The organism is Paenibacillus sp. GQ49 (assembly GCF_059759055.1).
Map to the genome: position 1 here is coordinate 107,828 of NZ_JCAXEL010000004.1, position 13,407 is coordinate 121,234.

At 46.3% G+C, this 13,407-nt stretch carries 12 protein-coding genes; 3 read left to right on the forward strand and 9 right to left on the reverse strand.

Features of this window, described 5'->3' with window-relative positions:
• Nucleotides 1–140: 140 nt before the first annotated feature.
• Nucleotides 141–2,183, reverse strand: a complete 2,043-nt coding sequence (tkt, locus tag AC6CIF_RS09790) for a transketolase (protein ID WP_036610788.1) — start codon at nucleotides 2,181–2,183, stop codon at nucleotides 141–143.
• A 434-nt stretch (nucleotides 2,184–2,617) separates the two neighbouring features.
• Here tkt and AC6CIF_RS09795 point away from each other — a divergent pair, with 434 nt between their 5' ends.
• Entirely contained in the window at nucleotides 2,618–3,097 is a 480-nt protein-coding gene (locus tag AC6CIF_RS09795; protein ID WP_498199361.1) for a hypothetical protein, read from the forward strand.
• Nucleotides 3,098–3,171: 74 nt separating this feature from the next.
• On the opposite strand, the gene purU is transcribed toward AC6CIF_RS09795, so the two are convergent.
• Together purU and AC6CIF_RS09805 are read right to left on the reverse strand one after the other, a co-directional pair.
• Nucleotides 3,172–4,065 carry a formyltetrahydrofolate deformylase gene (purU, locus tag AC6CIF_RS09800; protein WP_017689986.1) on the reverse strand — a complete coding sequence of 298 codons (894 nt, stop codon included), beginning with the start codon at nucleotides 4,063–4,065 and terminating at the stop codon, nucleotides 3,172–3,174.
• Between the two features lie 42 nt (nucleotides 4,066–4,107).
• The gene (locus AC6CIF_RS09805; RefSeq protein ID WP_498199363.1) at nucleotides 4,108–5,214 is read right to left on the reverse strand and encodes a deoxyribonuclease IV; all 1,107 of its coding nucleotides are present in this window, start codon (nucleotides 5,212–5,214) and stop codon (nucleotides 4,108–4,110) included.
• Nucleotides 5,215–5,384: 170 nt separating this feature from the next.
• Here AC6CIF_RS09805 and AC6CIF_RS09810 point away from each other — a divergent pair, with 170 nt between their 5' ends.
• Nucleotides 5,385–5,852, forward strand: coding sequence for a DUF2621 domain-containing protein (locus tag AC6CIF_RS09810; RefSeq protein ID WP_036610792.1), 468 nt, complete (start codon nucleotides 5,385–5,387; stop codon nucleotides 5,850–5,852).
• Between the two features lie 159 nt (nucleotides 5,853–6,011).
• The gene (locus AC6CIF_RS09815; protein ID WP_498199365.1) at nucleotides 6,012–6,923 is read left to right on the forward strand and encodes a TIGR01777 family oxidoreductase; all 912 of its coding nucleotides are present in this window, start codon (nucleotides 6,012–6,014) and stop codon (nucleotides 6,921–6,923) included.
• Nucleotides 6,924–6,935: 12 nt separating this feature from the next.
• Here the strand turns inward: AC6CIF_RS09815 and AC6CIF_RS09820 are convergent, their stop codons facing one another.
• The 6 genes from AC6CIF_RS09820 to AC6CIF_RS09845 form a co-directional block, all read right to left on the reverse strand.
• Nucleotides 6,936–8,663, reverse strand: a complete 1,728-nt coding sequence (locus AC6CIF_RS09820; RefSeq protein WP_498199367.1) for a DUF6382 domain-containing protein — start codon at nucleotides 8,661–8,663, stop codon at nucleotides 6,936–6,938.
• 94 nt (nucleotides 8,664–8,757) lie between these two features.
• Nucleotides 8,758–9,273 (reverse strand): A24 family peptidase, encoded by a 516-nt coding sequence (locus AC6CIF_RS09825; RefSeq protein WP_498199690.1) that lies wholly within the window; start codon nucleotides 9,271–9,273, stop codon nucleotides 8,758–8,760.
• A gap of 11 nt (nucleotides 9,274–9,284) precedes the next feature.
• Nucleotides 9,285–10,316, reverse strand: a complete 1,032-nt coding sequence (locus AC6CIF_RS09830) for a pilus assembly protein (RefSeq protein ID WP_498199369.1) — start codon at nucleotides 10,314–10,316, stop codon at nucleotides 9,285–9,287.
• A 29-nt stretch (nucleotides 10,317–10,345) separates the two neighbouring features.
• Nucleotides 10,346–12,463 carry a hypothetical protein gene (locus tag AC6CIF_RS09835; RefSeq protein ID WP_498199370.1) on the reverse strand — a complete coding sequence of 706 codons (2,118 nt, stop codon included), beginning with the start codon at nucleotides 12,461–12,463 and terminating at the stop codon, nucleotides 10,346–10,348.
• A 91-nt stretch (nucleotides 12,464–12,554) separates the two neighbouring features.
• A complete protein-coding gene (locus tag AC6CIF_RS09840; RefSeq protein WP_498199372.1) occupies nucleotides 12,555–13,232 on the reverse strand; it encodes a TadE/TadG family type IV pilus assembly protein in 678 nt (225 codons plus the stop codon).
• Nucleotides 13,213–13,404: a Flp1 family type IVb pilin gene (locus AC6CIF_RS09845; protein WP_076209456.1), complete on the reverse strand. Its 192-nt coding sequence runs from the start codon at nucleotides 13,402–13,404 to the stop codon at nucleotides 13,213–13,215. The genes AC6CIF_RS09840 and AC6CIF_RS09845 overlap by 20 nt, the downstream gene beginning before the upstream one ends.
• Between the last annotated feature and the right edge of the window lie 3 nt (nucleotides 13,405–13,407).

Here is a 13,407-nt window from a genome sequence, read left to right on the forward strand (position 1 = left end):
GATGAAGCTAGAAATGGAGTAGCGGAGCGTAGGAGAAAACTACGTGAGCAACGGACATTTCGGCTGAATCCCATCTTCGACGCTGATGACGCCGTGAGGCATCCTTCGTAATCAAAAGCAGACTTTTTGAACAACCTCTATTACAGCAATGCTTTTACGCGGCTAACCACGTTATCCACTGTAAAGCCATATTCTTGGATAACACGGTCGCCAGGCGCGGATGCACCAAATGTGCTGATTCCGAGAATGTCACCTTGATCTCCAACATATTTCTCCCAGCCCATTGGATAAGCCATTTCAATCGCAAGACGAGCTTTAACATCCGGAAGAAGAACGGACTCTTTGTAAGCTTTGTCTTGTTTCTCGAACAGATCCCAGCTTGGCATGCTGATTACGCGAACTTGGATGCCTTGTTCAGCAAGTGCTGCTTGAGCTTTAACAGCCAATTGCACTTCAGAACCTGTAGCGATAATTTGTGCTACCGCTTTGCCATCTTTTGCATCAGAGACAACATAAGCACCACGTTTCACGTTCTCACGTGAACCTTCAACCGTACCTTCCAGGATCGGCAGGTTTTGACGAGTGAGTACGAGTGCAACCGGGTTGCTCTTGTTCTCAAGCGCGTAAGCCCAAGCAGCCGAAGTTTCATTACCGTCAGCCGGACGAATAACCGTCAGGTTAGGAATGATACGCAGGGATGCCAATTGCTCGATCGGTTCGTGCGTAGGACCGTCTTCACCAACAGCGATACTGTCGTGAGTCAGAACATACGTTACAGGCAATCCCATCAGGGCAGCCAGACGAACAGCCGGACGCAGGTAATCGGTAAATACGAAGAACGTACCTCCGAATACTTTCACACCGCTGTGTAGTGCCATACCGTTCATTGCTCCAGCCATACCGAATTCACGGATACCGAAGTAGATGTTACGGCCGGAGTAATCTTCAGGTGTGAAGTTCTCCAGGTTGTTCAAGTGAGTCATTGTGGAGCTTTCCAAGTCAGCAGATCCACCTGTCAGTTGTGGCACGTTGTGCGCCAGACCGTTCAGAGCGTTACCGGACGCTACACGAGTGGAAAGAGCTTTGTCTGTTGCTGCATATTTAGGAAGATCACGGTCCCAACCTTCTGGAAGGTCGCCGTTAATCGCTGTTTCGAATTGAGCTGCCAGCTCAGGGAAAGCTTTTTTGTACTCGGCAAATTTCTCATCCCAAGCTTTGTTAGCAGAGATACCACGATCTTTCACTTGTGCAAAGTGATCGCGAACTTCAGCTGGTACGTGGAAGTTTTCTTCGTAAACCCATTTGTAATACTCTTTCGTCAATTTGGCTTCGTCTGCACCCAGTGGAGATCCGTGAGTACCGCCGTGGCCGCCTTTACCTTGTTTGTTCGGGCTACCATAACCAATAACCGTTTTAACTTCGATCAGTGTAGGACGCAGTGTATCTGCTTGACCTTCCTGAATTGCTTTTTCGATTGCAGGCAGATCGTTACCATCTTCAACGCGCAGCACTTGCCAGCCATAAGCTTCAAACCGCTTCGCGATGCTTTCGGAAGAAGACAGATCCAGTTTACCATCCAACGTGATGTCATTGGAGTCGAACAACATGATCAGTTTGCCCAGGTGCAAACGTCCAGCTAGGGAAGCTGATTCATGAGATACGCCTTCCATCAAGTCGCCATCACCACAGATTGCGTAAGTGTAGTGGTCAACTACGTTGAATTTGTCTTTATTGTATGTTGCGCCCAGTTGAGCTTCAGCCATCGCCATACCTACAGCCATTGCAATACCTTGACCCAGTGGGCCAGTTGTTGCATCAACACCTGCAGTATGTCCGAATTCCGGGTGACCCGGAGTTTTGCTTCCCCATTGACGGAACTGTTTCAGTTCTTCCATTGGAAGATCATATCCGCTCAGGTGCAGCAAGCTGTACAGCAACATGGAGCCATGTCCTGCAGACAGGACAAAACGGTCCCGGTTAACCCAAGTTGGGTGGTCCGGGTTATGAGTCATCGTTTTTGCAAAAAGTTGGTACCCCATTGGAGCGGAGCCCATAGGCATACCCGGATGTCCCGAATTTGCCTTCTCAATTGCATCAATCGCCAAAGTACGTACGGTAGTAATCGACAGGTTGTCGATTGTAGTGTTCTCGTCCTTTTGAATCGCTTCGTTCTTGTCAGTCATGGTTTGTCCTCCTCATGTCTTTAGATAAGTCGGGTGCGCAAGCGAATCCCTCTCATCATACAAGCAAACCGAATTTCACAATAAGTGAATCCGCTTGAGTGTTTCATTTTGACTTATTCACTTTTGTATTGTATCACTTGGCGTGAAGCTTTTCCATAACCTTCTTTGAGAAGTTCATGAAAAATCGATTGTTTGTGATGAATAATCCTTGGCCAATCAAGCAAAAATCGTACTTTAAAAGGTACTAAATTCCAAAAGCAGACTTAAGGAGCCTCACAAATCCATCGCATGAAGTATAACCTTTAACCTGAAAACCATGCATTTTTTAGATATTCATCCTCAATTCACATATAATGTTCCTGAATATGGATTACGAAATTTGGCTGTAGTTTACTTTTCAGATGTACACGCGTCAATCATAGGAGGTCACGGTCATGCCAGATCCTGCTGCTCACCCATCAACATCGGTAAAACAATCATTACCCTGGCTATCCGGTATTTTAACGGGAATTCTCTCGGGAGTTGTCCTGGGATTTTTCCTCAAAATGATTCAGGCCATCACAGGTGAACAAGTATATACCCTGCTGCTGAATATTGATTTTGTGCCTGGTCTTCCGCCAACCTTACCCGAATTCATTGAATTTGCTTTGCATCTCATCGTGTCCGTTGTCATCGGTATCTTCTATCTGTGGTGGGTAAGGCATTCAGGCCGCCCTATGATCAAAGGAATTTTACTTGGTTCAGTCTCGTCACTGCTCTACATCCCACTCTCTCAACTATCGCCACGTGTGCCGAACCTGTACGATGTGACCGCCATCCTCTGCTGGATTGCAGGACATCTGCTATTTGGTATTGTGCTTGGTTTGTGCGGAAAGTATATCAGCACAACAAAAAAAACGACTCCCGTTTCGTAAACGAATTGGGGTCGCTTTTTAGATAATCTATTGCGTGGTTCCGAATCAACCTTGCGCAGTATTAAAGCGTGAGCTTAAAATACAACGGTTTTATTTTCGTGAACAAGAACACGGTCTTCGACGTGCCATTTCACGGCACGTGCAAGCACAACACGCTCAATGGTACGTCCAATACGCTTCAGCTCGGTTACATCGTCCCCGTGGCTAACTCGCTGCACGTCCTGTTCAATAATCGGGCCGCCATCCAGTTCTTCCGTAACATAGTGCGCTGTCGCACCGATAATTTTAACACCGCGGTTATACGCTTGCGCATACGGTTTACCACCCACAAAGGCTGGCAGGAACGAATGGTGAATATTAATGATACGATTGCGGTAGTGCTCAATGAACATCGGAGAGATAATCTGCATATAACGAGCCAGAATGATCACATCCACATCGTTGCCGATGACGTCCAGTTGACGCTGTTCTGCTTCTTTCTTCGTATCTGCTGTTACCGGAATATGATGATATGGAATGCCAAATGATTCTACATAATCCTTCATGTCCAGATGGTTGCTGACCACAAGAGCAATATCGGCATCCAGGTCGCCTGCCTGCCATTGCCACAACAGTTCAACCAGACAATGATCTTCTTTGGATACAAAGATAGCCAGTTTCTTCTTGCGGCTAACCGCAGATAACGTCCATTCCATCTGAAAACGGCTTGCTACTTCTGCAAAATCAGCTTCCAGTTTCGGCAAATTGACCAACAATTGCGGAAGATCAAACTCAATCCGCATAAAGAACATGCCGCCAGCAGGGTCCATGGTGTACTGGTCCGACTGAACAATGTTTGCACCATGCTGGTGCAGGAAGTGAGAGACGGCAGCTACAATTCCTGGACCATCCGGACAGGAAATAAGCATGCGCGCACGATCGGCGCGGTTTTTAGAATCAGGGCGTACTTGTTTAGCGTGGATCTCCATCGGGTTATTCTTCCTCCTTCAATTAAGCCATGACCTGCGGGATTAACCCGCAAGCCATGCAATCAAGCGATGATTCAGTTGTTCTTCATTCAAATGCGGGAACAATGCAGCTTCAGTCACCATGTCATAGAGACGTTCCAGCGGTTCGCGCGGATCTGCCTTTTTGGCTTTGGCATCATTTTTGAGCAACGTCCACACATCCAGAATATACGAACGAGACTCAATCTCTTTACCTTTGAAAAAGTGTTGCAACTGTTCTACTTCTGTCAGGAATTCCTGGCCGAATCGACCGGCAACATCCCCACGAAGCAGCGCAATCTCCACCTCATACATTGGACGCTGTGTCTTGGCCTCTTTACCAATCCAAGGTGTCTCCAGAATAAATGGACGTCCTTGAAGCTTCTCATGGTTGACGATGCGGTTAATCGCCTCAAACCCGATCCAGCCAGAGCCAATTGGTGTATGACGGTCCTTGTGCGCACCCACAGCATTCTTACTATCATTAATATGCATTACGGCAATGCGGTCAAGTCCTACCGTACGATCGAATTGTTCCAGTACACCGTCAAAATCATTAACGATATCATATCCGGCATCATGAATGTGGCATGTATCCATACACACAGTCAGGCGCTCGTTATATGTTACTTTCTCGATAATCTGAGCGATCTCTTCGAAACTGCGACCCATCTCCGTACCTTTGCCAGCCATGGTCTCCAGAGCGATGTTCACATCCGTGTCTTTCACACCCTCCAGCACTTCATTCAATCCTTCTGCGATCCGTCCGATCCCATAGTGGGCATCTTTGTCTGTAAATGCGCCGGGATGTAATACGATGTTCTTCACACCAATAGCATGTGTCCGACGAATCTCTTCCTGAAGGAAATCTACAGCCAGTCTAAACGTATTATCTTTGTATGAGCCAAGATTAACAATGTACGGTGCATGGACAACGATATCTTCCATTCCACCCTCTTGCATGGCAAGTTTGCCTTCTTCAATATACATGGATTCAATTGGCTTGCGACGTGTATTCTGTGGTGCACCCGTATATATCATAAACGAACTGGAACCGTACGAAGACGCTTCCTTCGTTGCACTCAATAATCCCTTGTCCGAAAAGGACACGTGGGAGCCGATTTTCAGCATTATTGATCCCCCTTAATCTGAATTATCCCTTATTCTAACGCGATTATCGAAATAAATCTAGAAATGCGCTATAATTCGGGATAGAGGCTATTTTTTACAGCTAATATGTGGAACATGGGTAGGCGGAATCCGTCTTTCCGTGAAAATCAATGAACCGAGGTGACTCCGCAATGATTTTCGACTCCTACGCGATAATACTGAACAGCTATTCCCCCAGCAATTGGTTTATGAATACGATCGCATTCTGGACTTTTTTATTGCTAGGCAGCATGTGTATCGGTGGATTTTTCATGATGCGCAAGTTTTTGAAAGTGCTACCAAAAGCAGACGGAAAGTCCAAACTGGATTGGCAGAATTATTGGGTTGAAGCCAGCCGTCACTTATGGACAGATGAAGCCAAAGCTTTTTTGGATCAACTAGTGGAGCCTGTGCCCGGGCCATTTCGTGACATCGCCAAACATTCCATTGCTGCAGAGATCGGTAAGATTGCAGTCGAAGACAATGCCACGGAAGTATCGAGAGATCATTGCATTAAAGGATACATTATTGCCACACCGAAGCGGGATAATAAGTTTTTGGTAAAATTTTTGGAGAAAAACAAAATCGATTATTCCCCTTATCAACATTTGATTAAATAAAATAAAAGATGAGTTAAGTGGCATATAGATTTGGTTAATTAGATACAGATATGCTCCGTCAGGTAAGTTGTTCCCAACAGGCATTACTTACCGTACGGGGCTGTTTGTCGATCCAACGGTATATATCAGCGCAGTGAAAATACAGAAAGGATGTTTGATATGAAAATTGCCATTTGTGGAGGTACCGGATTTGTGGGAGGAGCACTTGTAGATTACTGGCTGCAAGCCGGGCACCATGTAAAAGTTATTACACGAAAACTGCCTGACTTGCATAATCCAAGTAATAATCTTACATATATATCGTGGGAACAAGTCGAAGAACAACCTCACTTGCTGGAAGGTATGGACGCTCTCGTTAACCTTGCCGGAGAAACGCTGAATCAACGTTGGACAACCAAGGCGAAGCTGGAGATTGTTGAATCCAGAGTCACGACTGTAGCGCGGGTAGCCCGATTGGTAGAATCCCTGGAACAAAAACCGGAAGTGGTTGTTCAGGCTTCGGCCATGGCCATCTATGGAACCTCCCCTAACGAAACCTTTGACGAGAATAGTCCGCAAAAATCAATGAATTTCCCTTCCCGGGTCTCGGAACAATGGGAAGTTGCTGCAGATGCAATCAAAAATGTAAGACTCGTTAAAATTCGGGTAAGTCTGGTTCTTGGACATAAAAGAGGGGCTTTTCCATTGATGAAACTTCCTTACATGCTGGGTGTTGGTGGCAAGATCGGCAGTGGCAAGCAATGGACTAGCTGGATTCACATTATGGATATCGTAAGACTCATTGATTTTAGCATTCAAAATAAACAAGTGTCAGGTCCGGTCAATGCTTCCTCACCAATCCCTGTCACCAATGATGAATTCGGTCGCACGGTGGGCAAGGTGTATCATCGCCCTCATTGGTTCCCCGTACCCAGCTTCCTAATTAAAACCTTGGTCGGAGAACTATCCGTTGTCGTGCTTCAGGGGCAGAGAGTCATTCCGCAAAAAGCTCTCGACCACGGATTCCAGTTCACCTTCCCAACATTAACACAGGCTCTTGAAGATCTGAAGCACCGCGGCTTATCTGACTGATTAAACTATGCCTTATCCAACCGACCGATAAGTGTAGACTGATTCCGCAAGTGTAAATGTGTCTCCATCCGCCAATGGATACTCCTTATACGGAGCAAGAATATTGCCCTGAAGAATGGTTCCATTGACGGAACCCAGATCCTTAATCACATAGCCCGATTTGTTCCGGCTCAATTCCACATGAGCACGGGACACCCCGGTCGCTGTGTCCACCCACTGAACCATGTCTGCTGATCTTCCGATCACAAAAGATGCTCCTTGCACATCCATCCGTTCATGTTGGTCACTGCTTCCCGATCTTCGTTCAAGATAATAAGACGCCATCACCGGGCCTGCCCCTGTAACATTACCTCCACTCAGATTCTGCAAATTCACGGTTGCCTCTGCAACTGCATCCTGTCGAATTAGCTCTGAAGTTGAAGCTACCGTTTCCACATGGCGTTGAACGAACGGTGGTTCGGAGTGTTCAGATGCCATATGCAAATTTTGAAAACGGGAATGCTCGCTACCACCTTCTGAGGCGGATGCAACCGTTTGGTTTATGCGTTCCACTGGCCTTTCAGCTGTATTCCAGCGCCAACTTTCCTGAAATTGTTCCTCATCATCTTCCGTTCGCTTGCCTTTGTTCTTACCTAAATTGAATGAAAAAGAACGCTTATTCTCTGCGTTATTCTGAGGGTTTTCCTTGCGCTTCCAGGTCCATCCTGCTACACCAAACAAGCCAAGGCTCAGTACCATGCACAGGATCATCTGTGTCTGTCCCGGTTGCTCCATGTAAATAAATCTCCATATCAATGCCATGGCAACCATACAGCCCAATATGATATAAGTTACTTTGGAAGATCCGGGCTTTTCCCCCACTTCCATATCAACACGCTCTAGCGGATCATACGGGTTATTTGCTCTCTTATCCATACCGTTTGAACTCTCTAATGGAACTTGCTCAGGTGAGCGCCTGCCTGGAAAGGTTCGAGATCTCACCGGAATGTCTTCCACCTCGATTTCATATGTTTTCTGCGGCTGACGGAAATTTAGTTGCGGTCCCACACCAGCATTTTGAACGGGAGGACCGGGTTGATATGGCCGAGAAGTACCAGTGGCTAGCCTGCTATCTCGCTCAGAAATCGACGAATGAAGATCACCTCTTGGATCATTGAGTGTTTCCGAAGTTCTGGACGAGAGAAATGCTGCGCCTCCTCCATTCTCTTGCTCGTCAGCGTATAATTCCAACAGAAGCTCTCGCAACTGTCTGATATCCCAGCGTTCGTTGTCACATAACTGCAGAACACGCTGAATACCTTCTCCCTGCAGTTCCTGTACATGTGCCATCAGCCTGATCACCAGTTCACGGAATTGCTTAGGCGTTGGATCAACTTCAACTGTATCCATGATTGGAACATATACCATCCCAAGCTCACCCTGTTCGAATGAACCGTTAATGAACAAGTACTCTTCCTGGATCAATAATTTACGAGGCTCCAACATATACTGTCGGCATTCCGTGAAGGCATCGGCTAGTTGGAACAACAAACCATATAGAACACGCAATTTGATTTTGCTTGACTTTAACATCTGGGACAACATCTTGTACCCTGATATGTCGTACTGCAAAGTTACATTTCGATCAACTTCCCGAATATGAACAGGAAGAAGTCGCGGAATCTGATTGGAGGACAACATCCCCATCTGTACACGGCTCAATTCCTCCATTCGTAACCCGTCTGCTTTCTCCAAAACCATGAAAGCCCCACCATTACGAATAAAATCTCTCGTTAATCCATACATGCCAATCCTCTCTTTCCATTGTTATTCTCAAATTTCTCTACTCCTTTTTTTAAGGGAAAAGTCCTGAGACAAGGACCGTGATAAACCCGGGCAATACGGCCAGCATAAACGGAAACTTCAATGTCTTCTCTTTGTTTACCAGCTTGAGCGAACCGAGCATAAAAAAACCTGCAAGACTACCTGCCATGCCTCGAATTCTCTTCGCTGAATCTTTACGGAATAAAAGTATCACTAGACCAATTGCTCCCGCGTACAAAACGGAGTAAATAATGACATGAATGCCAAAAGCAAGTCCCGTCCATGCGCCAATCCCACCAAACAATTTCACATCTCCTGCCCCTACGGCTCCAATCGCATACATCAGAAACAAAATGCCAAAACCTGCTGCAAATCCAGCGGCTGAGAACAAGAAACCATCCCAACCTCCCCATATGATATGGGCCAATACGCCTGCAGCAGTCACGGGTAAAGTCAATCGATTTGGAATTTTCATGGAACGAATATCTGTAATAAAAGCTGCAATGACGTATATGCCACAGGCAATGTAAAACCACTCCACCTCCATCATCCCCTTCCTTATTTTCTGGAGGCCACTGCAAACGTAGTCTCCGTCTTGGCACCTTCCCCTGTCTCGACAACAAAACTCCATGTTCCTTCGGTTGTCCGAGTACCTACAAACCAGTTCCATTCAATAATTCCATTCTCATCTGCGGTGGCCCAGCCAATGTGCTTCGCAGAACTTTCACCTGACTTGTAAAATATCGTTAAGTTGGCTGTCGCTCCTGGTTCTACCTTCACCTTGATCGTTGCATTGTTGCCTATGTAAGCCGGGTCAGGCTTCGACAGTACCGTTGCTGAACCCGCAGTATCCCCGTCCCCTGCGCTGCCATCTGATCCTTCTCCGGTATCTCCAATCCATACCCGTTCTGCCGCAGCAGCCTGAATCCGAAGCGGTTTACTGAGAAAGGGGACTTTTATAGGCAATTCATAACTCAGTTCAAGTCGGAAATATGGATTTGTTTTGTTTTTGAGATCAGGTATCGAAATACCATTCACATGAACACGTTCCATATTCAGCAGCGTTGGCTCGATAAATGGTTGAAGCAGCGGTTTTACCGTGGGATCAAGTACGGTTTCCAAGACGGATGTCTTGATCTCCTGTAGTGGCTGTTCACCACTGGCCGCCGCTGAACGTACCCAATCACTTAGTGGCTCGGGTAGAGAAGAAGCATAACCTTCTGCCCATTCCGTAAGTGATAACTCAGGTATCTTCCAACCCCCTCCTGAACCTTCTCCGCCGGCAGAATCAGAAGGTGTGAATGCAAGGGAAACGGGATATATTTTCGTTGACAATTGCTTTACTGCTTCCCCTGCCGTGCTCTGTAGCGCTGTGGAGATTAGAGTCATTTGCACTATGAAGATGAGAAACATGATAAAGAATAGAAAGACAGGTAACACCAGTGAAGCTTCCAGAACCATGCTACCCTGTTCCTTTTTTGGAGAACATATCTGCTTTTTGAGAGACTTCAAACGCTGCAATCTGATTATTCTTGTTAAACGAATCTGCTTTTGTGCGCTTTCTTTTTCATAATGTTGCTGCTTATCCATAATCCCTCCACCGAAACGATCCTAATTATTCAATAGGAATAATCCGCCTTCCGCTCAATGAAAAATCGCCCATCTTCAACTTGGTCCGCACTACCCATAACTGCACCTATGCTTCTAACCACCCCTGGTAAAAACCACAGCTTGATGCTACTACGCATGTTACCCGAAGCATACGTCTGTTTCTCATCTGGATTCACACCAGTATTCAATCGAATTAGCGCCAGCATTCTGGACATTTTGCGTTCATTGTTGCTATGCATCAATAGGAACAATCGGAGATGGTCCCTGTACGTCAGTTTGACTTTGATATACTTGGATAATTCCACACTGCCCTCTTTTGCTAGTTTCACCATATCCGTGATGGCGTTTGTAATCCCATATAAGATTGCCGCCGATAATACCAGAAGTGGATTCCCAAGCTTGCTGTGCTCAATTAACCCTTCTGCCGTCCGAATTGCCAGCCGCATCCCAAATATCTCCGCATATGCCGCAGCGATATTACCCGAAGGATTATGAAACCCGTAGACGATATACTCCAGTTCCTGATTCTCCAGTTTGAAAACATCACCAGCATCTCCATCACCTTCAGTCCAGGTAAATAACTGACCAAAATCCATGGAATTGAAATAGGCTAAAGCATATTCATTCTGAAATAATTCGTCGCCAAGACTGTCCAGCAGATCGGACATCCCGCCAAACAAACTATCCATTCCCTTCATGGCATCGCCACCAGAGTCGTAGGGGTCACCCGCAATCTCTGTCTTTTGGGCTTCCTCACGACTAGCCTCATTAAAAGAAATATTAGCGTTGTAATATTCCTCCAACTGTTTGAAAGCGTCCATGGAACCCGAACTTCCATTCTTAATCTGCGACAAGATTCGTTTGACTTCCTTCAATTTCCCTTTGGATTCTTTGTCATTTGCTTTGCGCTGGGCATCCGACCCACGACCACTCTCCAGCTGCTGCTTACTTTGGAGGATGAGATTGGCAGGACCGCTACGTACATAGGTGTCCATATATCGTTCCGTAACCTGACTTGCCTGTCTGACCGCCGGTTTAATCGGAACACCGCTCATGGCCGTGACACTGCGAAGCTGTGTATTCAATTCCATGTTGTCTCTTCTGACGTTAGAGAAGTCTGAATTCTGGGAAACAACCCGCGCCTTCAATTGATCAAATAGGCTATCTGCCCTCACAAGCTCCGAAGCAAGAGAACGTGTACTTTTAGCTTCAGTGCCTGATCCAGTAGATGCAGGACTCGTCCCAGGCAAATTCGAGTTGCCGACGTTGTCATAGCTCGCATTCTGCGAACGGTTCTCCCCCTCCGCGATCACACGTTTCATTTCCTCATTAATCTTGCGTGCTTCTTCGATTTTGGACTGCGCTTCCTCCAGCTTCGTTTGATGGGCCTGTAACGCGGGCTGTATGATCATGCTGATGCCTGTCACCACATTACCAACACCAGTCCGATAACGAGCCAGTTCCAATATGTATTGTTGCTCTCTGAACGGCAGTCCCTCATCCGCCTGTTTCTTGTTCAGATAATCTGCATAACGTGCAGCTGCCTCGGCAGCTGTCTCTGGTGTATCTTCCAGCATCTCTTCATAGATGGCCGGTGAAGGCGGGTCCATGATCAACTTCGGAAGATTCTTCAGTTTCTCCGCGGATTCCGTCTGATTAGCAATGGCTTCATCCAGTAATTCTTCACGTTTGTCATATAACTTCTGTAATTTTTTCAGCAAGTCTACCGTGTGTGCAGCTTCCTTCATCTCGTCTGATATCGGTTTGAACCGATTGATCACTTCAAGGGTAAAATCAACCGGAGCCCGATACTTCATATCCTCCTGAATCTGGCGATTAAATATATCGTATCTGCCCAGTTCACGCTCCATGCTCAGCGAAGTTGTATCCCACTGGATATCCAGAATGGGAAATCCATCTTTTACAGCTGAAGGCTTTACGCTATCATTCAACACTTTAGCCATAATTGCATCCCCACTGCTGTCCCCATACCCGAATAAACCATACTCCCGGAGTGATGTGTCATAGGCTGACATGACGGATCTCATCGCAGCATGAGTCATGCGTTCGGTCTGCACCTTGAATGCCGCTATACGAGCGTAATCAATAAATATTGCGACAAACATATAAACTCCGGCCAATATTAATATTAAAAAAAGGGTTACGGCTCCCGACTCACCGTCTTTTTTTCTAAACAGCTCCGCCCTCCTCCTTTTCTCACTTTTTGCTTTTGCCAAAATGCTGCACAACCTGTCCGGCTTCTGCCGCTGTACTGGTCGCCGCACCGCCTTTGCCTTTAAACTTGGCTGCGTAATAACGGACCAGATCTACCGTTCGAATGAATTCAACCGGTTCAACAACTGCGGACGATCCTTGAGTGAGGACACGGTTACCTGAATCGAACAAAAAAGAAGGAAGAGGCAAAGAAATTACTTGTTCCAGCTTGGTTGTTATTTTCCGCTGAATCAGAGAATTCTGATACTCAATCGTTCCTTTCATAGCTGAGGGCATATGTTGCACCGCTTGTGATAATTTCTGTTCCGAGAGATTTCCGCCTTCACCAGCAGGTATAGAAACGCTAACCTGATTATCCGCTCCCGCCCAGCCAAACAGCGCTCCAAGCATACGATCGTCCATCAGTCTCCAGTACAGATTGTCATGTTCTCCAGCGACAAATTCACCCGTCATCGCCTGTTTGTGGCTGTTGTCCCAGCTATAGGCTGCACGTTCGGAAGCTGCATAAGCATGTTGATTCAAGAATGTCTTTTGATACATGTACATGGTAAAGAAGAGCAACAACACAAGAATAAACAGCACGACAGGGAAGATCAGGGAGGCTTCAACGGTGAAGCTCCCTTCTTCCTTCTTCAGCCTGTTAACCCGGGAAAAATTCATTACTTTTTGTATCCACTTTGCTAAGAAGAGACTTGATTAGTGCCGTTATTTGGTCTTTAAAAATCAAAGCAATAATGATAATAACCCCGATAATCAGAATCAACTCCAACGTGCCGAGTCCGTCCTCTTCCTCCCAAAATACATTTACCTTGTTCTTCAATACTTCCATCATCCC